20 protein-coding genes are annotated in these 22,032 nt (G+C 48.5%); 12 read left to right on the forward strand and 8 right to left on the reverse strand.

Features of this window, described 5'->3' with window-relative positions; all coding sequences use genetic code 11:
* Positions 1-2: 2 nt before the first annotated feature.
* Positions 3-800, forward strand: coding sequence for an ABC transporter permease subunit (locus tag FHS17_RS26160; RefSeq protein WP_167281731.1), 798 nt, complete (start codon positions 3-5; stop codon positions 798-800).
* Positions 770-1,588: an ATP-binding cassette domain-containing protein gene (locus tag FHS17_RS26165; protein ID WP_167281614.1), complete on the forward strand. Its 819-nt coding sequence runs from the start codon at positions 770-772 to the stop codon at positions 1,586-1,588. Before FHS17_RS26160 ends, FHS17_RS26165 begins: the two co-directional genes overlap by 31 nt.
* 59 nt (positions 1,589-1,647) lie before the next feature.
* Here the strand turns inward: FHS17_RS26165 and FHS17_RS26170 are convergent, their stop codons facing one another.
* Positions 1,648-4,194, reverse strand: a complete 2,547-nt coding sequence (locus FHS17_RS26170; RefSeq protein ID WP_167281617.1) for a choice-of-anchor A family protein — start codon at positions 4,192-4,194, stop codon at positions 1,648-1,650.
* A gap of 123 nt (positions 4,195-4,317) precedes the next feature.
* On the opposite strand from FHS17_RS26170, the gene FHS17_RS26175 reads away from it, so the two are divergent.
* The 4 genes from FHS17_RS26175 to FHS17_RS26190 all read left to right on the forward strand — a co-directional run bounded on the left by FHS17_RS26175 (position 4,318) and on the right by FHS17_RS26190 (position 9,488).
* Positions 4,318-5,607, forward strand: a complete 1,290-nt coding sequence (locus FHS17_RS26175) for a glycosyltransferase (protein WP_167281620.1) — start codon at positions 4,318-4,320, stop codon at positions 5,605-5,607.
* A 157-nt stretch (positions 5,608-5,764) separates the two neighbouring features.
* Positions 5,765-6,868, forward strand: a complete 1,104-nt coding sequence (locus FHS17_RS26180; RefSeq protein WP_167281622.1) for an endospore germination permease — start codon at positions 5,765-5,767, stop codon at positions 6,866-6,868.
* Entirely contained in the window at positions 6,865-8,325 is a 1,461-nt protein-coding gene (locus tag FHS17_RS26185) for a spore germination protein (protein WP_167281625.1), read from the forward strand. Before FHS17_RS26180 ends, FHS17_RS26185 begins: the two co-directional genes overlap by 4 nt.
* A gap of 14 nt (positions 8,326-8,339) precedes the next feature.
* On the forward strand, positions 8,340-9,488 hold the full coding sequence (locus FHS17_RS26190; protein WP_167281627.1) for a Ger(x)C family spore germination protein: 1,149 nt from the start codon (positions 8,340-8,342) through the stop codon (positions 9,486-9,488).
* 4 nt (positions 9,489-9,492) lie between these two features.
* Here the strand turns inward: FHS17_RS26190 and FHS17_RS26195 are convergent, their stop codons facing one another.
* Positions 9,493-10,233: an SDR family NAD(P)-dependent oxidoreductase gene (locus FHS17_RS26195; protein ID WP_167281630.1), complete on the reverse strand. Its 741-nt coding sequence runs from the start codon at positions 10,231-10,233 to the stop codon at positions 9,493-9,495.
* Positions 10,234-10,363: 130 nt separating this feature from the next.
* Between FHS17_RS26195 and FHS17_RS26200 the strand changes: the two genes are divergently transcribed.
* The 6 genes from FHS17_RS26200 to FHS17_RS30970 all read left to right on the forward strand — a co-directional run bounded on the left by FHS17_RS26200 (position 10,364) and on the right by FHS17_RS30970 (position 15,962).
* Complete coding sequence (locus tag FHS17_RS26200; RefSeq protein ID WP_167281633.1) at positions 10,364-11,242, forward strand: LysR family transcriptional regulator; 879 nt, start codon at positions 10,364-10,366, stop codon at positions 11,240-11,242.
* Between the two features lie 88 nt (positions 11,243-11,330).
* Entirely contained in the window at positions 11,331-11,873 is a 543-nt protein-coding gene (locus tag FHS17_RS26205) for an NADPH-dependent FMN reductase (protein ID WP_167281635.1), read from the forward strand.
* A 165-nt stretch (positions 11,874-12,038) separates the two neighbouring features.
* Positions 12,039-12,521 (forward strand): DUF4358 domain-containing protein, encoded by a 483-nt coding sequence (locus FHS17_RS26210; protein WP_167281638.1) that lies wholly within the window; start codon positions 12,039-12,041, stop codon positions 12,519-12,521.
* A 6-nt stretch (positions 12,522-12,527) separates the two neighbouring features.
* On the forward strand, positions 12,528-13,946 hold the full coding sequence (locus tag FHS17_RS26215) for an MBOAT family O-acyltransferase (RefSeq protein ID WP_167281640.1): 1,419 nt from the start codon (positions 12,528-12,530) through the stop codon (positions 13,944-13,946).
* A 17-nt stretch (positions 13,947-13,963) separates the two neighbouring features.
* Positions 13,964-15,115: a DHHW family protein gene (locus FHS17_RS26220; RefSeq protein ID WP_167281642.1), complete on the forward strand. Its 1,152-nt coding sequence runs from the start codon at positions 13,964-13,966 to the stop codon at positions 15,113-15,115.
* A 28-nt stretch (positions 15,116-15,143) separates the two neighbouring features.
* Positions 15,144-15,962, forward strand: a complete 819-nt coding sequence (locus tag FHS17_RS30970) for a DUF4358 domain-containing protein (RefSeq protein ID WP_167281644.1) — start codon at positions 15,144-15,146, stop codon at positions 15,960-15,962.
* A gap of 64 nt (positions 15,963-16,026) precedes the next feature.
* Here the strand turns inward: FHS17_RS30970 and FHS17_RS26230 are convergent, their stop codons facing one another.
* The 6 genes from FHS17_RS26230 to FHS17_RS26255 are packed head-to-tail and all read right to left on the reverse strand — an operon-like array spanning position 16,027 to position 21,925.
* A complete protein-coding gene (locus FHS17_RS26230) occupies positions 16,027-16,845 on the reverse strand; it encodes a carbohydrate ABC transporter permease (protein WP_167281647.1) in 819 nt (272 codons plus the stop codon).
* A 19-nt stretch (positions 16,846-16,864) separates the two neighbouring features.
* Positions 16,865-17,833, reverse strand: coding sequence for a carbohydrate ABC transporter permease (locus FHS17_RS26235; protein ID WP_167281649.1), 969 nt, complete (start codon positions 17,831-17,833; stop codon positions 16,865-16,867).
* A gap of 50 nt (positions 17,834-17,883) precedes the next feature.
* On the reverse strand, positions 17,884-19,248 hold the full coding sequence (locus FHS17_RS26240) for an ABC transporter substrate-binding protein (protein WP_167281651.1): 1,365 nt from the start codon (positions 19,246-19,248) through the stop codon (positions 17,884-17,886).
* Between the two features lie 34 nt (positions 19,249-19,282).
* The gene (locus tag FHS17_RS26245; protein WP_167281654.1) at positions 19,283-20,068 is read right to left on the reverse strand and encodes a tyrosine-protein phosphatase; all 786 of its coding nucleotides are present in this window, start codon (positions 20,066-20,068) and stop codon (positions 19,283-19,285) included.
* 19 nt (positions 20,069-20,087) lie between these two features.
* Positions 20,088-20,912 (reverse strand): metallophosphoesterase family protein, encoded by an 825-nt coding sequence (locus FHS17_RS26250; protein ID WP_167281657.1) that lies wholly within the window; start codon positions 20,910-20,912, stop codon positions 20,088-20,090.
* 35 nt (positions 20,913-20,947) lie between these two features.
* A complete protein-coding gene (locus tag FHS17_RS26255; RefSeq protein WP_167281659.1) occupies positions 20,948-21,925 on the reverse strand; it encodes a metallophosphoesterase family protein in 978 nt (325 codons plus the stop codon).
* Positions 21,926-22,032: the final 107 nt, after the last annotated feature.

Below are 22,032 nucleotides of genomic sequence, written 5' to 3' on the forward strand. Positions count from 1 at the left end.
TGATGAAGAGTCCAGCAGCTCGTAACTGGAAAACTGGAACGTTATCTATAGGACTCGAGTGGTTAATTCCGATCCTGGTAGTGGTGATCTGGCAATGGCTTGGCAGTGCGGGGGTAATCTCTCAGCGCATCCTCCCTACACCAGCATCAGTTGTTGAAGCCGGATGGAAGCTGATTCGTAATGGTGACTTATTCGTATATATCGGCGACAGTACAAGGCGGGCACTGCTTGGCTTTGTAATCGGGGGAGGAATCGGGTTTATTCTGGCGATTCTGAACGGGTTAGCGCCTTTAGCAGAGAAGCTGACGGACTCGTCGATTCAAATGATCAGAACGATCCCTCACCTGTCACTTATTCCACTTATTATTGCATGGTTTGGTATCGGTGAGCAGGGTAAAATCTTTCTCGTTGCGCTTGGCGTAGCATTCCCGATTTACTTAAACACCGTGCACGGTATTCGTTCCGTTGAACCGGGTTTGATTGAGATGGGCCGTACTTACGGGTTAAAAGGCTTTGCACTTTTCCGTACGATTATTTTCCCGGGTGCGCTCCCTTCAATATTAGTAGGTCTTCGATTTGCTCTCGGCATTATGTGGATCACGCTGATCGTCTCTGAGACGATTTCCTCGAATAGCGGAATCGGCTTTATGGCGATGAATGCGCGGGAGTTTTTCCAAATGGATGTCGTGGTGCTTAGTATTGTGATCTATGCTTTGTTAGGCAAATTGTCAGATTGGCTGGCGAAGCTTATGGAGAGGAGTTGGCTGCAATGGCATCCGCACTTTCGTCCGAAAAAATAAACGTTAAACCGGAAGTAGGCTCGCTCGAAACGGTGTCTTCCCGTGGTCTGCAGGTAGATGTACGAGACGCAGTTGTGCAATTCGGTGACCTTACTGTCCTTCGTGATCTTGATTTAACGATTCCATCGGGACAATTCCTGGCGATCGTAGGTAGAAGCGGATGCGGCAAGAGTACACTGCTCCGCTTACTGGCCGGATTAGAACGAGCATCGCAAGGAACGGTGTCCCTCGGTGGAGGCGCATCAGCGGGCTTAAGGCCGGATGTAAGGGTAATGTTCCAGGATGCACGATTGCTCCCTTGGAAAACGGTACTGGATAACGTTCGGATTGGCGTAGAGGGTGGCGACAAGGCGAAAGCATTAGAGGCGCTGGAGCTTGTTGGCTTAGCTGACCGTGCGAAGGAATGGCCGTCCGTTCTGTCTGGCGGACAGCGGCAAAGGGTAGCACTCGCCAGAGCGCTTGTTGGCGATCCAAGCTTACTCTTATTTGATGAACCGCTAGGGGCACTCGATGCGCTTACCCGTATTGAGATGCAGCAGCTTATCGAGCGGTTATGGCTGGAGAGGAAGTTTACGGCTGTTCTAGTTACACATGACGTAAGTGAAGCCGTTGCACTGGCCGACCGTGTCGTACTTGTAGAGAACGGAATAATCGCACAGGATACTTCAATTGCATTGGCACGGCCTCGTGAGAAGGACAATGGATTTACCCATTACGAGAGTAGTATTCTGAATCGTGTGCTGAAAAGAAATCAGACTGCAGCAAGTAACGAAGGCTTCTCGATCTAATGTATAGTTATGAAAAGAGGGCATCCCTATCGAGGGGTGCCCTTTGTTTTCTATAAATGTTACTCCTCTTCTTCCTCGACAATGATCCGTACCGTATTCGTAAGCAAGCCTGCTCGGAAGCAGGAGGGTCCGAAGCGGAATTCGAAAAGTACAGCAGCCTGGTTAATGATAATGCCGCCTATCGGTTCAGCGAGCACGTTTACCAGGAAGGTCAGTCTGCGTGTTACTCCTGGACCAATCGTACCAAGTGGAATACCCGCTTGAGGATCAGGCTGCGGGATTCCATCCACGGTGAGGCTTCCCGATGAAAATTGAAGCTGATTGTCGAGTGGATCGTAGAAGATGACGTTGGCTGCGGTGATATCCGTCGACAAGTTCGTGAGGGTAATATTGTAATGATAGCTGTCCCCAACCTTGACGATTTGGGCATCTGAGGTCTTGAGGAAGGAGGCATAGTCTGATGCTCGAATCGTGGATACCGGGTTAGATATCGTATTGGACTGGAAGATCTGCGTCAAAATCTGTTGATTCGGCAGCAGGAAATCAGCTTTAACCTGGGCCGTATTCGTTAGAGCCCCGCTGCCTCTTACGAGTACATCAAACCGGACTAGGGTGCTTTGATTTTGAGCAATTGGCCCAAGACTAATACCTTCACTCGGATTATCGTCCAGTCTAAGCACGTTATTAACGCGAATGGTTCCTGGAATGAATAGAGCATTAGCCGGGAGGATATCCGTTAAGATGGTTCGGCCGGATACCGCATTGCCATTATTGACGACAAAGATGGTATAGGTGATCCGCTGTCCCACAAATAAGGAAACATTAAGGAAAGCTTTGGAGACGATTAGGTTAGGCGTATTCTGTACAGTTGTCCATGGGACGGTAACAAAGCTGGTTGAAATGATCGGTTGAACGGTTCCAGTCAGAACCGGTATCGTCACGCCAACAAGCGGCGTCAACGTAATGCCTGGAACAGATACCTGCTGATTCAGCAGAACAGTTCCATCCGGACCTGTAATTGGCCCTAAATTCGGAACCTGACCCGGAGCAGGTGTTACACCAGGCTTAAAGATAGGAAGGACAGGAAGCAAGAGCCCGGGAATAGGCGTTACACCCGGCATTGTTGTAAGGGATAAATCACCTGGCGTACAAGTAGCCGGTACGGTACCCGGTGGTACAGTAACAATAAAGCCCTTATTTGTAATTTGTCCATTTGGTGGATAACCGGAAACAAATGCATCGAATTGGATCGTCACGACCTGCCCGACATTGATTACACCGATGACAACTTGTTCGGTAATGTCTACACCACTGAATCGCCCGCCGTCAATAAATAAGCTGGATGGAATGAATTGAACGCCCGGCGGAAGAATTTCGACTAATAAGACTTCTCCTGGTGCGGTCCCTATATTCGTGACTGTGATGAAATAAGTAATCGTGTCCCCAATCTGTGCGGTAGTGACACTTGGAGTTTTGGTCGCAGTAATGATTGGACCTGTGACAACGGCCGGTGTCGTTGTTGAAGTAGAGGTTGTTGTGGTGGATGTAGTCGTCGGCACAGGCGTTGTTGTCGTTGTAGTGGTTGTTGTAGTGGTAGGGACAGGCGTTGTTGTAGTAGTTGTTGAAGTAGGAGGGACAACCGTTGTTGTACTGGAAGAACTTGTTGTACTGGATGTTGACGATGTACTTGAAGTCGATGTTGTACTTGTTGTTGACGTCGTTGACGTTGTTGTAGAAGTGGTAGAAGACGTTGTCGTTGTTGTTGAGGTTGTTGGCTCAATATTGCCAGGCAGGCAGCCAGCGAAGGGGATATTATGTGCCTCCAGTGTACCGCCAACATTGGTGAGCGATTGAGCGACAAGTGTTCCATCAATATTGCCAAAGCCAATTGCTTCCCAGTTCGCATAAGGTGCTAGTACCGAACCCGTAATCGATAAGTTCTGGTTGAAGGCTGTAATAGCTTGATACAAATTCCAGAGAATGAGTGCTCCATCCTCGGGGATAGCGGAGACGCCATTACGGAAAATCTGATAGCTCCCGAATCCGACATTATCGTCTCCAACATTAATAAGAATGGTTGAACCCGCCGGAGCGACGATATTAATTCCGTTTGCGGTATCCAGTCGAAGTCCGTTGCCATCCACATTATTACCGTTAAACATAAATATGTTTATGGCAGGATCCGTCCCTGTAAGTACGATTTGCCCAAAGTTGTTGGCTATTGTTCCGTTTACCGGCAATGCGGCAAGGTTAAGGGACAGCTGTGCCAGTGAGCTTTCAGCCCCGTTAAAGTCCAGGGGTGTGCCTACAAGGGGCTGACCAGGTACTCCATTATTATTGGTCATCGTATACTTAATGACAGTACTTCCTGGATATATCGTGGTATTCCCCGCAAAATTGGTTCCTGCTGTAATATCTACATTTCCTTGTATGATGAGATCCGATCTTGTAGTTGATACGGGCAGTGTATTGCCTACTCCGTAGCTGTTATAAGTGGCGTTGCCTCCAACGGCCACTCGCCCCTCCGAATCAACAAAGGATTGTGTGTGATCGCCAAACAGAAATAAATTAAAGCCATTGGCTATCCCGAGATTGACACAGGCCATCCCATTAATCCCCTCCATTAGTACAGTCTCAGCCCAATAATGTGCACCTTAGATACCTATGCATATTCCCTTTAATTAAGGCATAGAAGAGAGTATTTAATCGGAAATAGAGGGGGCCAGCTCATGCATGTCGCTATTGTGACGATGTTTAACGGCTTGTCGAAGACTTACTCGTTAGTGAGTGTGGTGGAGGAGCATCTTCATATGCTGCTTGGCGGAGGAATGAAGGTAAAAGTGCTTGTCAGTCAGGACTGCCCCGACTCTGAGCGGTATGGCATATACAGCGATGAGAGGATCGAATGGGTTAAAATAACGAATCGGCTGGGTGACAAGCAGATTCATTGGATGGATTATACCCAGCCGACGGGCAGGGTTCATCCGACATTTTTCGAAGAGGCGGAAGTCATTGCAGACAGCTTATATGAAGCTGTTCGGGATGTCGATGTCGTCTTTCTTCACGATATTCTCTATCAGGGCTGGCATTTGGTACATAACATCGCGATTCGGCAGGTGCAGGCGCGGCTTCCACGACTGCGATTCCTGGCTATGAATCATTCCTATCCTGCCGTGAGACCACTTCGAATGGACTGGCCTCTCTCGGGCAGATATACGCCGCTTCCTAATACAACTTACCTCTATCCCGCAGAGTCAGGACTACCCGCCTTAGCCGGCCAATATAACGTACCGCTCGAGCAGTGCAGGGCTATTCCTAATAGCCTGAATCTCTATGGTGAAATGAGCGAAGCGGTCCAAGGACTCGGTAGTCTGACGGACCTGCTTACACCAGACATTCTAGCTGTCTATCCTGGGCGGCTGACGACAGGCAAGCAATTTGAGAAAGCTGCTGCTTTAATCGGTGCAATGGGCGCAGAATCAGGCAAGAAGGTCAAATTGATTTTCTGTGACTTTCCCTCCCTTGATATTGAACCAGCTTCGTACAAACGAATAATTAGAAACGCAGGCGAGAGTTACGGGCTTGGCAGTGAGGAGCTTGTCTTTACCTCAGATATGGGCTGGCCGGACGGTTTTCCTCATCGTGGTGTGATGGAGCTATTTACGTTAAGCAATCTGTTTATTTGCACTTCGTACTCGGAATCCTTTGGGCTGATCGTGCTGGAGGCAGCTAGCCGAGGGAATATGCTAGTGCTGAATCAGGCGGTACCTGCCTTGGAGGAGCTTGGACATGGGCTGAATGCTTATTTTATGCGGTGGAATGCAAGAGGTTTCGACTGCGATACAAGAGAGAGCTACCATCCTTCAGAGGAAGCCTACTTACGAGAGCATGCAGGGATTATTGCCAAACAGATGGAGAATAATCCCGTTCTTCAGGCCAAGACGATTACCCGCCAGCGGTACAGTCCACAGTGGATTTGGGAGAACCGGCTGAAGCCGCTAATTGAGGGCTTTAATTGAATAATATCCGTATCCCAAAGCTCTCTCTTGCCAAGTGCAATGAGGGAGCTTTTCTGCTATGGCGGTTCACACATGATGCATAATTTGGAAGGGACAGTGGAATGATTAACCTATCTTTTCCTGACTTAATGGGAGCAAGGGGAATGGAAATCAGACGATGAGTGGAACAGCCAGTAAAATCAATATCACCCAGCTGCTTATGATATTTGCCTTAACGAACGGACTTATCGATCATGTCATTATTAACCCGATGCTGCTGGACTCCTCCGGACGGGATGCTTGGATTACCGTCCTCGTGACGGGCTGTGTCTTTATCGTGTGGTGCCTGCTGCTGGCCTGGATGATCAGAAAATCGGGGCAGCAGCAGTGGCATAAGTGGATCTCCGAGAAAACCCATCCCGCTGTTTCATGGATATTAATGGTGCCGGTCTGTGTGATCTTGTACCTAATTGGAGCCACAACGGTGGTTCATACCGTGAAGTGGAATACAACGAACTACTTGCCGGATTCACACGCGTTTGTACTAACGATCACCTTAGTGACCATCTGCTTCATGATTACCTTATGGGGTCTTCGGGTCATTGCAGTTACTTCGGGGGTCTTGTTCCCCATCGTCAGTATGCTGGGGGTATTTGTCAGTGTATTTAATCATTCGGAAAAGGACTACAAACTACTGACCCCGATTTTGGAAAAGGGGTGGGAGCCTGTTCTCGATGGAGTCCTCTATGCTTCAAGCGGATTTATTGAGGTTATCTTTATCTTGATGCTGCAGCATAGGCTCAGCCAGAAGATCAAGTCCTGGCAGGTATTTGCCTACAGTCTGTTTATTATTCTTATTATGCTTGGCCCCATTATCGGAGCGATCACCGAATTTGGACCCACAGAAGCATCCAACCAGATGACCCCTCCTTATGAACAGTGGCGGCTGGTGAAGGTAGGGGAATATCTTGAGCATGTTGATTTTTTCTCCATCTTTCAATGGATGTCGGGGGCTTGTATTCGAATTAGTCTCGCCGTCTACTTGCTTACGGATATCCTTAAACTTAAGGGGCGGGTACGCCGATGGGCTACCGCCATTATTATGGCCAGCTATCTGTTTGTTGGCATCATCCCAACGAATGATTACTCCTATTACCAATGGATGTATGACGTCTTCCTGCCGATTTCTTTCGGTATCTTGTTTGTTGTGACGTTGATCTGGATGGTCATTACGCTATTCGCCAAGCCTGCAAAACCTTTCCGAAAGGATGAGCCCCAATGACAGCACCGGTAGCCAGCATGAACTGGTCGGAAGAACGCTTGAAGCAGTTATATAAAGGGTCGGCCGATGTGTGCGTGAAGCCCTGTCGGTTTGGTGCTGGAGGTAAGGCTGCTGTTGTGCTGGTCTACGCCATTGGTCTATGCGACACCGGACAAATCCATGAATTTGCTCTTCCGGTCCTTGCTGAATATTATGAGCGAGCTGGCAAAGTAACAGCAGAAGAGATCAATCAGCTGGTGTCTAGACTTTCTTTGTTCCCTTATAAGGGTAATCCTACCGTTGAGGAGATTGATGAAACGATCTTTGAAGGGGGATTATTCCTTTATTTCGTGCAAGAGAAACGTTATTTCCGTATGGAAATCGCCGATCGTCCTCAGCGTATGCCAACGGAATCCAGCACTGAAATCTCTATTAAAGGGCCAAAGGACGGCTTTAATGAAGATATGTCAACGAATGTGGCGCTCATCCGCAAACGGCTGCGCAGCCACTCGCTGTATGTCAAGGAATATACGCTTGGCAAACGAACGAAGACTAAGCTTTCTCTGCTATATTTCTCGGATATTATCAGTCCCAAGATACTAGATGCGGTTCATAAAAGCTTGGAGTCGATCGATACCGACGGAGTATACAGTATCAACCAGCTGGAAGAGGCCTTAACGGGCTCGAAGTATAAGTTTCTTCCCTTACTGGATTATACGGGCCGGCCAGATTACTGTGTGAACTCTCTGCTGTCGGGCCGGTTTCTCATCGTTATGGATGGCAACCCGCTTGTCATTGTGGGGCCGGCGGGATTAAGCCTGCTGCTTAAATCACCAGAAGATATTCATTTTAACTATACCTATATTTCATTCGCCCGGCTTATCCGGCTGTTCAGTCTGTTCATAACGGTATTTCTGCCAGGCATTTGGGTGGCTTTAATGGCCTTTCATCAGGATCAGCTGCCGTTCCGGATTATGGCGACAATCTCAGTATCCCGGCTGGGGCTGCCTTTCTCGGCGCAAATCGAGATGTTTATTCTGCTGATGCTCCTTGAGATTTTCCGGGAGGCAGGGGTACGTCTCCCAACGTCAATTGGCCAGACTTTAACTTCGATCGGTGGTCTTATTATCGGAGATGCCGCGATCAGGGCTGGACTTGTCTCTCCTTCGGTAGTAGTAGTAGGTGCAATAACAGCTGTCTCAGGCGTGACGTTGGTCAATCAATCCTTAAGCACGGTAGTCAGCATTATCCGTCTTTTCTTTTTTGTTCTCTCTTCCTTCCTCGGCATGTATGGAGTTATTCTGGGGATCGTTATTTTTATTGCCGTGATGGGCAGTCAGAGGTCATTTGGGGTCAGCTATCTCGCGCCGTTATCTCCCCTTAAGCTGCGAGATTTAATCGGCTCGTTCCTCAGGCTGCCCTGGTTCTTGATGAAAAGGCGGCCAGTCAGCCTGCAGGATCAGGACGAGGAACGGTAGAGGAGTTGAAGGCGATGCGCTCTTTATTAGGAATATGTGTCCTTTGTTTGATGTGGGTGCCGCTGCTTCAAGGCTGCGCCAATTCCAGAGATATTCAGAACTTGGCTTATGTGACGGCACTTGGTATCGACTATGAGGATGGCAAGTATAAGACGTATGTTCAAGTGCTTAATTTCTCGAATATCGCCCGGTCTGAGAATACGCAGCTGGGAACAGAAGTACCGATCTGGATCGGCAAAGGGCAAGGGGATACCCTGGCCATTGCACTGGCAGATACAAATGCGACTTCACAGTTTCCTCTGTTCTGGGGACATCTGAAGGCCGTTGTACTTAGTGAGAATATCTTGCGGAGGGACGGCAAAGAAACGTACAGCACGCTGAACCGTTTTTATGAGGTGCGCTATAATGTCCTGGTATATGCGACGAGGGAGAAGATGACTGATATCCTGACGCAAAGATCCTTGTTCAACCTATCTCCGCTTGACACTATTATGTACACAAGTATGCAGGTCCGCAGCCAAAGTCCTTATATCCTCTCCGCTTATGGCAACCGTCTGATTGCGAATATGAATGAGCCGGGCAACTCTTTCTATATGCCGTCGATTGCTATTAATAGAAGCACCTGGCTGGAGGACAAGAAGCAGAAAGGGATGTTCGAGATGGACGGAGCTTACTTTTTCAATCAGGGGCGGTTAGTGGACCGAATGTCGGTGGAAGAGCTGAAGGGCATACGGTGGGCGACAAGGAAGATCATCAGAACGTCACTTCAAGTCCCCCTGGACAAGGACAGGAAGGCCGTTATTTCGTTTACACACCCTAAGCTGAAAGTCAGGCCGAAGGTGACGGGCAGCGGGGATGTGACCTTTGATCTCTCTGTAACGGCAAACGGTACAATTAGGGAATCCTTTAATGCACCGATAAAGGAGCTCGAGCAGAAAGCGGAGCAGGCAATTGAAGACGAAATTCGAAAAACGTACAGGATCGCTTTATCGAAAAAATGTGACCCGTTCCAGCTGGAAGAAGCACTCTATCGCCAGAATCCGCGTGTCTTTCATAAGCTGAGCCAAGGGGGAATGTTTTTCTTGAACGAACACTCCCTCGGCAGCCTGCGCATCAAGGCTAATGTTACAAGTACAGGCAAGTATAAAGAGGTTGTAAAATAACGGGCTACAGCGTCTGACCACTGTCGATGGTAATGATCTGGCCAGTCATCGCTTCTTGCTCGAGGGCAGCACATATCAATTGTGCGATGTCCTCGGGCGTTGAGATTTGCTGCAGCATCAGGTTAGGGGCAAGTGACTTCATCTGTTCCTCTCTGCCGGCCCACCACCTTGTTCTAACAGCCCCTGGGACAACGCAGTTAACCCGAATGAGTGGAGCGAGGGCGCGGGCCAGTGATTTGGTGAGGCCGTGGACGGCGGCCTTAGATACAGCATAAGGCAGGGAAGATCCGGAGCCGGTTGTACCTGCAATACTGCCGAGGTTGACGATCGCACCTTGTCCTTGCTTTTTCATGTGAGGCGCGACAGCTCTTGCGCAGTGAAACATCCCCTTCACATTGACATCAAACAGCTCATCCCATATTTCATCTGTTGCGGATTCCAGGTCTGGGAGCGGGATGTGGCGGGTGATGCTCGCATTATTGACGAGCAGATCTACTGTTCCATAGCGGTTGACGATCCGATCAACCATGTCTCTAACCTCGTTGTCCTTCGAAACATCGGCCTGCATAGCCATGGCCTGTCCGCCTAAGTCTAGAATCAGCATCACGGTTTCTTCGGCCTCTTCTTTGGAGCGGGAAAAGTTGACTACGACAGAAGCGCCGCGATTAGCTAGGGCAAGACAGGTTGCTCGACCGATGCCTGTGCCTCCTCCTGTTTCTAACGCTACTTTATTTTGCAGATTCATGGGATCTCCTCCTATGGATTACATTTATAAATAAATTGTATCTCTCAGCTTTCGATTTGTATAATTGAACATAATGAATATTTCGTTCAATATTATTGAACTTATGGTCGGGCTGAAGGGGAGATAAAGGATGGACCTGAAGACGTTCAAGACACTGCACACGATTGTGAAAAGCGGCAGCTTTCATCAAGCGGCGGAGGAGCTGAACTATGCGCAGTCTACGGTAACGATGCAAATTCAGAGGCTGGAGGCAGACCTAGGTGTTAAGCTTTTTGAGCGGGGGAAGAAAATAAAGCTGACGGAAGCGGGACGGCTGTTCTATGAGCAGAGTCTGGATATTGCGCATCGGATGGAGCAATTACAGGCTCATTTATCGGATATGCAAAATGGAGAGGCCGGCAAAGTGCGGCTTGGCGTAACAGAACCGTCGGCCAGCTACCGGCTGCCGATGCTGCTGCAGGCTTTTATGCACGAGTATCCAAAGGTTGAAGTCTCGCTGGAGATTGCGAGTACACCTGCGCTGGTAAGCAGCCTGAAGAAGGGAGAGCTGGATTTTGCTTTATGCTCGTCGCCGGAGGCTGGTGAGGAACTGTATTTTCATGCGCTGTTCCAAGAGGAGTTTACGGCTCTGCTGCCGGAAGGACACCCGCTTGCCGACTCTGAGAGCATTAGGTTAAGTGATCTGGAAGGACACCGATTATTAATTACAGCGTCGACCTGTCCCTATCGGAAAAGACTCGAGCGTATGCTGCAAGACGCTGGTCAGCCCTCGATTGTGACGATGGAGATCGGCAGTATGACGGCGCTTAAGCATTATGTAGCAAGCGGATTTGGCATCGCTCTTGTTCCCCGTATTGCCTTAGATCCCTTACCTGTCGGCACGTTGACGAGAGAGATCCACGGTGAATCCATCGATATGCTTACAGGACTCTTGAGCAGAACCACGCCGCTTGGGCAAGCAGCAGTGAAGCTTTACGAGAATTTAAGGCAGAAGTTGGAAAGGATTTGAACCCTTGCATAGAGAAGGTATTATGTGGAAACGATAGAGCAAGGTTCGATCGTTCATCTAAAATTTCAATGGAAGAGGGTAAACAATAATGTCTAATCTGAATATCGGAATTATTCTGGGTAGCACCCGCCAAGGCCGCGTATGTCCTCAAGTAGGCGAATGGGTGAAGGGCGTTGCTGACAAACGTGGCGATGCAAACTATCAGATCGTTGATATCGCTGAATACAAGCTTCCAATGTTTGGAGAGGTAGATGCTACGGAGCAGGCTACTGCTTGGAATACGAAGCTGGCAAGTCTGGATGGATTCGTATTTATCGTAGCGGAGTACAATCACAGCATTACGGCTTCTCTGAAAAATGCGCTCGATTTCGCGCGTGATGCTTGGAACAATAAAGCTGCCGGCATCGTTAGCTATGGCTCGGTGGGCGGCGCCCGTGCAGCTGAACATCTGCGCGGTATTCTCGGCGAATTGTCGGTAGCGGACGTGCGCGTGCACCCGGCTCTGTCCCTGTTCACTGATTTCGAGAACGGCTCGGTATTCAAACCAGCTGATCTTCATTTGACGAATGTGAACGGCATGCTCGACCAAGTTCTGGCTTGGAGCGGCGCTCTCAAGACGCTTAGACAATAATTGTACGGTAAGTAGGAAAAAGGCTTCTCCCATTTTTTACGATGGGGGAAGCCTTTTTTTATGATCTTAATTTTGTGTAACATGTAACCTTCTTGTCCTTTCATGCGTCTGTAGCACTGTCTTGAATTTCGTGAATTCAACACTACATCAAGGAGAGTGCTAAACGTGAAAAAACCAGTGTTTATTCTGTTATTTACGATCCTCATCGGCCTAACGCTGAGTGCCTGTTCTGAAAAGGGCAGCAACTACGATCCAAAGTTGTCCACTGAAGAGATGATTGAGCAGCTTACGAAGCAATACGAGCAGCCGCCCCAAACCGATCTTGAGACAGATGGGGTAAAGAATCTGTACCATTTGGACCCGGCACTTCTTGACACTTATACCATTAAGATTCCACTAATGAATGTGAAGACCAATGAGATTGCGGTGCTGAAAGCGAAGAATGCCAAGGACGTTGAGGCTATTCAAGAAGGCGTGAAGCAGCGAGCGGCTGAGGTTCAGAAGCAGTTCGAAACTTATCTGCCTGACCAATATGAGAATGCAAAAAACTATAAAGTAGTCGCACAAGGCAGCTATGTTCTGTTTGTCATTGGAGAGAATGCGGATGATATCGTAACCGCCTTCAATGGATTCTTCGAAACGAAGTAACCGGCTATGGTATTTAGCAGCCTGCTATTCCTGTTTGTATTTCTGCCGGTCGTATTCCTGCTCTACTTCCTGTCACCCCGCAGGATGAAGAACCTCGTTCTTTTCCTGACAAGTCTAGTCTTCTACGCCTGGGGTGAGCCCGTCTATATTGTCATCATGCTGATCTCGACCGTTACGGACTACAGCTTTGGGCTCTTGTTAGACAAACCAGAGTGGGGGCAGAAGCGGAGGAAAGCAATCGTTGTTGCATCGGTCATTGTAAATTTAGCGCTGCTCTCTTATTTCAAGTATGCAGATTTCGCTATCAGCAATGTGAATGCACTGCTTGGCATAGATATTCCGCTGACCGAGCTTGCGCTGCCAATCGGCATCTCGTTTTATACGTTCCAATCGATGTCCTACATTATCGACGTGTACCGCGGAACGGCCAAGGCACAGCGTAACTGGATCGACTTTGGTACGTTTGTTGCCTTGTTCCCGCAGCTCGTCGCAGGGCCAATTGTGCAGTATAACACGCTGGCGGAGCAGCTGCGGGAACGCCGTGTGACGATGGAGATGTTCGCGGAGGGTGTTAAGCGCTTTATTATCGGCCTAGCCAAAAAGGTGCTGCTTGCAAATAACATCGGCTTGCTCTGGCATGCGATCTCGGATGCAGATGCAGGCACCTTGCCGGTTTTGACCGCATGGCTTGGTATTATTGCATTTGCCTTCCAGATTTATTTCGATTTCAGCGGTTATTCCGATATGGCGATTGGACTTGGACTTATGTTTGGCTTCCGATTCAATGAGAACTTTAATAAGCCATACACGGCTCAGAGCATTACAGATTTCTGGCGCAGATGGCATATCTCGCTGAGCAGCTGGTTCCGGGATTATGTGTATATTCCTCTCGGAGGTAACCGGAAAGGGCTTAGTAAGCAGCTCCGCAACATTCTTATCGTCTGGGTGCTGACCGGGATTTGGCATGGTGCGGCATGGAACTTTATGCTGTGGGGCTTGTACTTTGGCGTCATTCTTATCTTCGAAAAATGGGCAGGACTTCGGCTTCTCGCCCGGGCACCAAGATGGATCAGGCATGTCTATGCCAGTCTGCTTATTCTGATCGGATGGGTGCTGTTCGCCTTTGATGAGCTGCCGAAGGTTGGCGATTACCTTGGGGCTATGCTTGGTCTTCATGGACGACCGCTGTGGGATGACGGAACGGTGTATTACCTGTATACGAATGTGATTTTGCTCCTTCTGTTGATAGCTGCATCGATCGCCTGGAAGAAGCGTCCTGTGGCAAAAGGAGTAGAAGCAGCAGAGAAAAGTCCAAGCCCTGTACGTCTTATGGCAGGCTTCGCGTGGCTGATTGTACTGTTCTTACTGTCCGTCTCTTATCTCGTCGACGCGACGTTTAATCCGTTCCTGTATTTCCGTTTCTGACAGCAAGGGGGACATTCATGATGAAAAAGCAAACCGACCGACTGCTCGCCATCTGGTTTATCGTGACGCTATTTGTTCTAGCTATGATTTTCCTCTTCTCACCTGCCAGCAAGTTTTCTGAGCTCGAGAACCGTTATTTGCAAGCAGCACCAAAGTTAACATGGGATAACCTGATCTCCAAAAAGTTTGCAGAGGAAGCTGAAACGTTCGTCACCGATCATTTTCCGAAGCGTGGCGACTGGGTGTGGGTGAAGTCGCTGTCAGAACAGCTGAGGCTTCAGCAGGAAAACAACGGCATCTACAAAGGGAAAGACGGTTACTTGTTCGAGAAATTTACGAATCCTGATCCGGTGCTGCTAACGAAATATACAGATACGATAAAAGCATTCGCAGCTGCCCATCCGGACTCGGACATGAAGTTCCTGCTTGCACCAACCTCAATTGGCCTCTATCCGGACAAACTGCCATGGAAAGCGCCTTATGATCCGCAAGATAAGGTGAATGATGCCGCAGCGGAACAGTTGCAGGGGCTTGCGAATCTGACGTTTATGAATGGGTTCGACGTTCTGATGCCGCATGCCTCTGAGGATATTTATTACCGGACCGACCATCACTGGACAACACTTGGCGCCTATTATGCCTATGAAGCATATGCGAAACAGATGGGGTGGACGCCGCATCCCGTGACGGATTATGACATAAAGACGGTCAGCGATTCCTTCCTCGGAAGCTACGATACGCGAGGACAATTCAGCCTTGTCAAACCGGATTCTATAGAGAAATATCTGCCGAAGCAGCCGGTTGGCACCTCGGTGTATGTAGCTGATACGGACATAACAACAGATAGTCTGTACGACGACAGTTATCTGGCGAAAAAGGATAAGTACTCGTATTTTCTAGGCGGGGTTCATGCGCTTATGACCATTACGAGTGATATTCCGCAGGGCGAAGAGGATTTGGACAAGCTTCTGGTGATCAAAGATTCGTATGCACACAGCTTCCTGCCTTTCTTGACGCAGCATGTGAAAGAGATTCATGTCATTGATATGCGCTATTACAACGGAAGCATCGGAGATTACATGGAGCAGAATGGCATCAGCCATACGCTGCTGCTGTTTAACACGGCGACCTTCACGGAGAATGGCGAGATCTTAAAGATAAACAAATAAACGAGATCATAATAGGGAGAGTTCTTTCATGAAAAAACGCGCAATTATTCTTCTACTATCCACAATGATTCTAGGCGGCGTTCTAAGCGCATGCGGCAGCAATAACAACAATAATACGGGTGCATCGCCAAGTCCTACTGCTACAGTGAGTCCAAGTGAAGAGAGCCCATCGGTAAGTCCAGATACGGAGCCAAGTGAAGAGGCTGGCGAGACGCCAAGCGAAAGTCCTTCGGCGAGCCCAAGCCCTAGTGCATCACCTTCACCTAGCGCTACCCCTGAGCCAAGCAAGGCGCCAGCTCCAACGAAAGAGCCTGCCGCAACGAAAGAACCGGCTGCAACGAAGAAGCCGTCTGAGCCTGCGAAGAAGCCAGCTGCTACGCCGGCGCCAAGCGCGAAGCCATCTGCAACACCAAAGCCTACGCCGAAACCAACAGTTAAGCCAAGTCCAAGCCCTGCAACGGATTTGGCGGCGAAAGATGTAATCGAGGCGATGCTAAAAGAAGTTGAGCAGCCCCGTCTTATGGAAATGACTGCCGATGATGTGAAGAACATGTACGGCATCGACCCCTCAACACTTGCTGACTTCTCGGCGCGTATGCCGATGATGAATGTACAGACCAACGAAATTGCGGTGTTCAAGGTGAAGAAAGAGAAAGATATTGATGCGGTTAAGAAAGGCATGGTTAGCCGAGCTGAAACCGTTCAGAAGATGTTCGAGTCTTATTTGCAGGACCAGTACGAGAATGCGAAGAACTATAAAATAGTCGTACAGGGCAATTACGTCCTATTCGTCATCTCTGACAGTGCGGATGATCTCGTGAAAGCCTTTAAAGCGGCATTAAAATAATAATAATAAAGATAAAGGCCATGATCTCTACACAGCAGAGATCATGGCCTTTTCTAATAAAGTCTTACTTAATGCCGAACTTAATGAACGAATCTACGATATGACGGCGGAGCAGCAGATAGATGATCAGAACCGGCAGACAAGACACGGTAGTAGCAGACATTAAGGAGCCCCACATATTCGTATCCGAGTTGACGAACAGCTTCAGACCAATCTGAATCGGCGAGTTTTCCATCTTCTTCGTGATCAGCATCGGCCACAAATACTCGTTCCATGCGTTGATGAAAGAGATAATGCCAAGCGACGCGATCCCCGATTTGATATTAGGAATAATAAGCCGCACCAGAATGTCCCAATCATTCATGCCATCGATGCAAGCTGCTTCAATCAGAACGCTAGGGAATGACTGAAACGATTGATATAACGACAGAATCGCAAAGGTAGAAACGCAGAAAGGAAGCACGATGCCAAGCATGGAATCATTAAGTCCCATGTTATTAACGAGTACATAGTTCGGAATCATGATGGCCTGGAACGGAATCAGCCAGGTCAGGCTCAGGATCGAGAAGATCAATCCCTTGCCGCGGAATCTCCAGCGGACGAGAGCGTAAGCCGCAAGCAGGCTCGTTGTCAGTTGGAGAAGCGTCATCAGAATCGAGATGCCAAACGAATTAAAGATCATTCGGACAATCGGCATTTGGGAAAAAGCATATGTATAGTTGCTAAAGGTCGGTGCTTTCGGGAAAAAGCTGGATGTGAAAATCTCAGACTCGTTCTTGAGGGAGGAATTAACCATCCAGTACAGCGGAATAATCGCAATGATGCACATCAGAGCCAGCACCCCATGCCGCAGGATTGCCGCTACCGGGGATCGTTTGTTCATCGATAACTCTCCTTCACCATTAATTGTCGTAGAACGACAGCTTGCGGGATACTGCATTGAGCAGCAATGCGATAGCGCCAAATAGGAAGAAGAATACAAGCGCTGCTGCCGAGCTAAAGCCAACATTCAAGTTCGAGAATGCGTAGCGGTACATTTCGTAATAGATGTTTGTTGAAGTGCCGTATGGACCGCCCGTTGTTAAGATATCGATATAAGCAAATGTCCATTGACTGGAGAACAGGATACTCATCATCAGCATGAACATAATCATTGGCGACATGAGTGGTACAGTGACGTTAATGAATTGGCGCAGGCTCGAAGCGCCGTCAATGGCAGCAGCTTCGTAGTATTCCCGGTTAATGCTGGTTAAGGCAGCCGAGAACATAATGACGCTGAAGCCGATCATTTTCCAACCGGTAATGAACAGAATAATCCACTTTGCATAGTGCGCGTCTGAGAAAAAGGCGATAGGCTGATCAATCATGCCCATCTTGAGCAGGATGTGGTTAACTACACCGTTGGATGGATGGAATAACCACCGCCAGATGGCGCTGACCGACACAGGGGCCAGAATCATCGGGATAAAGAAGATACCGCGGTAAAAGTTTTTCATCTTGCCGTTCATGTTGTTCGTGACGACGGCAAGGACAAGTGGAACAAGAATCGAGAACGGCAGAAGCCCTACCGTATAGAAGACGGTGTTGCCAATAGAATCGATAAAGGCCGGGTTATGGAACAGGCGATCGAAATTATCGAGACCAACAAATTTCTTTTCGGTCCCGGGAACCATATTCCACTTATGAAAGGCTAGATAGAAGGTCGTAATTAACGGCTTATACATCCAGACGCTTAGCAAAATAAGAGCAGGAGCCAAGTAGAGGAACGGTTTAATACGCCGCCACAGCTTAGCTTTAGTCAGACTTCTTCTTGCAATTGCGGAACTCCCCTTTAAAGGGGGAGCATACGAGTTTTCGATAGTTTGGCTCATAACGATTCCTTTCTTATGGAGGAGTAATCTCTCCAGTGTTATGGCTGCTATTAAGGCATCATACTGTTGATTTGATCTTGTGCTTCTTTAAGGGTTTTTTCTACATCTGCGTCCGTGCTGACCGATTTCACAATCGCATCCGTGAAGGCAGTAACCATTTCTGTTGCACTTTCACCTGGCCAGATCGCAACCGGTTGAATGCGGGACAGTTGCTCAAGGTTGATTTTGTACAGTGGGTTTTGTTCAATAAAGTCCTTCAGACCGTTCGGATCATCAGCAAGACCAGTACGAAGCGGCAGGTATCCGATTTGGGATGTGATGATCGTATAACCTCTGTCACCTGTTACGAACTTGATAAACTCCCATACCGCTGCATTCTTTTCAGGGGAGTCCGGACGTACAGCGAGCACAGAACCGGAGTTAACAGGAATCGATTCCTTGTCTCCGAATTGCGGAAGCGCTCCGCCGTAAACCTTCCAACCACCTGCTTCAGAAGCTTTCTTAATGCCGCTGTACAGCGATGTAGAAGAAACATACATACCGAGGTTTCCAGCCATGAATTGTTCAGAAACTTCAGCGTCCGTACCTTTAGCTGATGCGCCATTCGTGTACAGGTCTTTCCACATCGAGATGGCATCTACACTTTCCTTATTCGCGAACTCAGCTTGCTTGTGGTCTTCGGACAAGACATGGCCGCCGTTGCTTAAGATCAGGCCTTCCGTTACCCAACCGTTCTGTGGAGAGAGACCAAATCCGTCTTTGCCTGTTTTTTCTTTAATTTGAAGCGATGCTTTTTTAATGTCATCCCAAGTCTTTGGTGGATTAGCTGGATCAAGACCAGCTTCTTCGAACAGCTTGCCGTTAATGAAGACGATTGGCGTACTGAATGTGAAAGCAAGGCCGTACATTTTGCCGTCGATTTTGCCAAGCTCAAGCGCGTTTGGCGAGATACCCTTCAGGTGCTCATCAAGCTCAGCTTTCGGGAATACATCGTCATAAGCTTTGAAGCCAAGTCCAAGACGGGAGCTGTCCAATAAGTTAAAGGTATGCTGAACAACGTCAACCTCTTTGCCAGCCGAAATATCCGCTTTGTATTGTTGGAAGGTTGCATCAGGCACACCTTCAACAATAACGCCTTTTTCTTTTCCGACCGTGTCGTTGAACTCTTTAATCAGCTGCTCCATACCAGCCTTCATCGTTGGATAAGCAAGGCTGTAGGAGTAGAACGTCACTTTCGTTGGATTAGCGGGATCAAGCTTACCGAGTTCTACTTGCTTTGCTGCCTTGTTGTTGTTCGCCGACGCATTCGCATTGCCGGATGTGTTATTCGATCCGCTGTTCGCTCCGCAAGCACTGGTCAAGAGGAGTGAGCCTACCGTCATAAGGGCGATAGCGCCTTTTGCCAAACGTTTCATTTGTTATTACCCCCGCTATAATTTAGGTTAAATGCTATTCCAAGCAATAGTCCTGAATCCGCTGTCTGAGCGCTTCATCAATGCCGAACTCTTCTAATAAATAACGCTCGAATGTCTCGTATTCGCGAATAATGCTGTCGAGGGATGCCTTCAAGTAGATTTCCTGCAGCAGCATTGCTTCTTCAAGGGCCTTGAGATCTTCCGTGCAGACATATTTGGCTGCCATGTCGAACATTTGTTGATGGAACTTCTCAAGCGTCACATTAGACAGCAAGTAATCTTCCAATACCGCCTCATAAGGTACACCAAGCGTCAACAAGATCAGCATGCTGCCAACACCTGTACGGTCGCGGCCGCCAGCGCAGTGATGAACAAGCGGCAGATTCGCTTCAGGTTTACTTAACAGCTCCATTAGCTGTTTGTAGGAAGCATTCCGAATCGGGAGAGCTGCGTACAGGTCGATGAGCATGGTATTGGAAAACTGCTTATGAAGCCCGTTTGCGAATACTTGCTCAAGATCCATATGAGGAGCATCCTCGGAAGCAAGGTTAGCAGGAATACGGATATTGACGGCTTGTCCAATCTGCGGATCTGGCCTCTGCTCTGCTTCGCCAAGGTTACGATAATCGAAAACGTGACGGAAGTTGATGTCATTCAGTAAGAGATGATCCTCAGTAGTCAGTCCGGTTAATTCCGCTGCGCGGAATAACAGGCCCTTCTTGACGGTACGGCCATCTGCCGTTTGGTGACCGCCCATATCGCGGAAATTAAACACCCCTTGAAGGGGGAGCAAGCTTGCAGGCATAACTTGATTTGTCATGATGAAGGGAACCTTCTTTCTATTCGTTGTGGGCAGCTGCTGCTTCAAGGGAGAAGCGGAAAAACTCTTCCTGCATGCCAGGCAAAGTAACGGATTGTACAGTAATACCTTCTTCAAAGACGGAGATGATGTTATAGCCGCAGAAGTCGACCATCTTGAATTGATTATCTTCAGCTGCTTCACCGCCAAAGGCTGTTCCGGTTGCTGCAACGTTGCAGATTCCTTTATAAGTGCCTACATTGTTGGTATGTACGTGGCCGGCCACAACGCCGATGACGTCCGTGCCTTCAAGCACAGCACCTAGCTGTTCCCGGTTAGCGAGCAGGTGGTCGGCAGGCATGCCGTTAATATTAAGCAGTGGATGATGAAGAGCCACGATTGTGCCATTCTCAGCCGGTGTACGGAGCGTTTCCTCAAGCCAAGCCAATTGCTCGGTATCTATCTCACCGTGGTGATGGCCTTTGATTTGGGAATTCAGGCCGATCAGACGAACACCTTGAATCGTGTGGGAGTAAAAATACGGCTGCTCGGAAGCCTCTTCCTGCAGGAAGCCCTCGCGGAATGGAGCACGGTGATCATGGTTGCCGAGGACAACATAGACAGGTACATTCAATAGTGCAGAACCTTCGTCAACAATCGTACGGATGTATGCATAGTCCTGAACATTTCCTTCATGCGACAGGTCACCTGTAATGACAACAAAAGCAGGGGAAACTTTAGAATCATGAATATGGGCGAATACGCTTTTTACTTTTTCAGCTAGATTGAGCTTAGAGAACATATTCTCGGTATGAGGTGCATTCATATGCGTGTCTGTCAGGTGAATGAATTTCAGCTTTTCCATGGTTAGGACCTCCTATTGTTCGGATCTATAAAAGATTAGTGTTGCTGTGGTTCGTAGTTTTCGATCGCGTCAACGCCATCCAGGTGAATAACCCGGTAGGTTGGAACACCGTTTTTCATCGTTACCCATAGAATCAGGTTCTCGTCAGAACGATTGCCGCCGTGCGTCAAACCGCCGGTACGGCCAAGCTGAATGTATTGCTTGGAAGCTTCGGAATCATTCGTATATTCAAGGGAGTGGAAGTGGCCGGCGAATACCGTGTAGGAGCGGCCCTCAAGCATACGCTCGATTTCTGCGAAATCAGCATTGTCTGATTTCCAGCCTGGCTTATGCATAGTTACAAAGGTGTGCTTCACATCCCGGTTGTTCTCTAATACTTCTTGGAAGAAGGCAAGCTGCTCTTCACCAATGGCGATATCGAGTTTGCTGAGTGCTGCGGCTTCCTCAGGCGACATCGTCGCCATGCCGCTGAACAGCTCTTGAAGTGGTGTAGTTGGGTTTTGTTTGAACAGCTCTGTTGCCTTCTTAATGGTGTCGAGGACGAGATCAGGGAACTCATGAGGCGGGTTCTCGGTATTTACGACCAGGTAGAGGACATCATTCAATCGGAAGGCATAATATTCGAAGCCTTTGCGGGCTCTCCAGACGTCAGCCATCATGGGATTGCCGTAATCATGGTTGCCGACAACTTGGAAGAAAGGAACGCCGGTCGCCGTAATTTTTGCATCAATCTCGTCCCACTCTTCATGAACGTCGGCTGGATCACGCCAGTAACCTTCGATCAAGTCACCAACGGAGAGGATAAAACTAGGCTTGAGGTCAGTCAGCAGGTCCAGTGCTTTCTCGAATACGCCAAGTGTTGCAAGACCACAGCGGTCACCTACTACAGCGAACGAGAAGTCTCCTGCAGGCAGCTGTGGAAGCTCGCCAAACCATGGACGTTTATCTGTTGAGAAGTTTTTTTCATCGAACCAGATCCCCGATATTTGCTTACCTAATTGAATGGTTGTCATCTTGTATTTCCTCCTCATAACTTTTTGCTTCTTGCTTAGTATGCAGGTTGTATGTAAGTCGTGTGTAATCGTGAGATTGAATATTTGTAAAATTAAAAACAAAACCG

It is taken from the genome of Paenibacillus lupini (assembly GCF_011761355.1).
Classification (GTDB): domain Bacteria; phylum Bacillota; class Bacilli; order Paenibacillales; family Paenibacillaceae; genus Pristimantibacillus; species Pristimantibacillus lupini.

Excerpts from the sequence above, each read along its gene's own strand:
- FHS17_RS26195 (WP_167281630.1), bottom strand. The coding sequence starts at position 10,233 with ATGAATCTGCAAAATAAAGTAGCGTTAGAAACAGGAGGAGGCACAGGC.
- FHS17_RS26230 (WP_167281647.1), bottom strand. The coding sequence starts at position 16,845 with ATGAACAAACGATCCCCGGTAGCGGCAATCCTGCGGCATGGGGTGCTG.
- FHS17_RS26185 (WP_167281625.1), top strand. The coding sequence starts at position 6,865 with ATGACAGCACCGGTAGCCAGCATGAACTGGTCGGAAGAACGCTTGAAG.
- FHS17_RS26235 (WP_167281649.1), bottom strand. The coding sequence starts at position 17,833 with ATGAGCCAAACTATCGAAAACTCGTATGCTCCCCCTTTAAAGGGGAGT.
- FHS17_RS26160 (WP_167281731.1), top strand. The coding sequence starts at position 3 with ATGAAGAGTCCAGCAGCTCGTAACTGGAAAACTGGAACGTTATCTATA.
- FHS17_RS26200 (WP_167281633.1), top strand. The coding sequence starts at position 10,364 with ATGGACCTGAAGACGTTCAAGACACTGCACACGATTGTGAAAAGCGGC.
- FHS17_RS26180 (WP_167281622.1), top strand. The coding sequence starts at position 5,765 with ATGAGTGGAACAGCCAGTAAAATCAATATCACCCAGCTGCTTATGATA.
- FHS17_RS26220 (WP_167281642.1), top strand. The coding sequence starts at position 13,964 with ATGATGAAAAAGCAAACCGACCGACTGCTCGCCATCTGGTTTATCGTG.
- FHS17_RS30970 (WP_167281644.1), top strand. The coding sequence starts at position 15,144 with ATGAAAAAACGCGCAATTATTCTTCTACTATCCACAATGATTCTAGGC.
- FHS17_RS26205 (WP_167281635.1), top strand. The coding sequence starts at position 11,331 with ATGTCTAATCTGAATATCGGAATTATTCTGGGTAGCACCCGCCAAGGC.
- FHS17_RS26190 (WP_167281627.1), top strand. The coding sequence starts at position 8,340 with ATGCGCTCTTTATTAGGAATATGTGTCCTTTGTTTGATGTGGGTGCCG.
- FHS17_RS26245 (WP_167281654.1), bottom strand. The coding sequence starts at position 20,068 with ATGACAAATCAAGTTATGCCTGCAAGCTTGCTCCCCCTTCAAGGGGTG.
- FHS17_RS26255 (WP_167281659.1), bottom strand. The coding sequence starts at position 21,925 with ATGACAACCATTCAATTAGGTAAGCAAATATCGGGGATCTGGTTCGAT.
- FHS17_RS26170 (WP_167281617.1), bottom strand. The coding sequence starts at position 4,194 with ATGGCCTGTGTCAATCTCGGGATAGCCAATGGCTTTAATTTATTTCTG.
- FHS17_RS26240 (WP_167281651.1), bottom strand. The coding sequence starts at position 19,248 with ATGAAACGTTTGGCAAAAGGCGCTATCGCCCTTATGACGGTAGGCTCA.
- FHS17_RS26175 (WP_167281620.1), top strand. The coding sequence starts at position 4,318 with ATGCATGTCGCTATTGTGACGATGTTTAACGGCTTGTCGAAGACTTAC.
- FHS17_RS26250 (WP_167281657.1), bottom strand. The coding sequence starts at position 20,912 with ATGGAAAAGCTGAAATTCATTCACCTGACAGACACGCATATGAATGCA.
- FHS17_RS26165 (WP_167281614.1), top strand. The coding sequence starts at position 770 with ATGGCATCCGCACTTTCGTCCGAAAAAATAAACGTTAAACCGGAAGTA.
- FHS17_RS26215 (WP_167281640.1), top strand. The coding sequence starts at position 12,528 with ATGGTATTTAGCAGCCTGCTATTCCTGTTTGTATTTCTGCCGGTCGTA.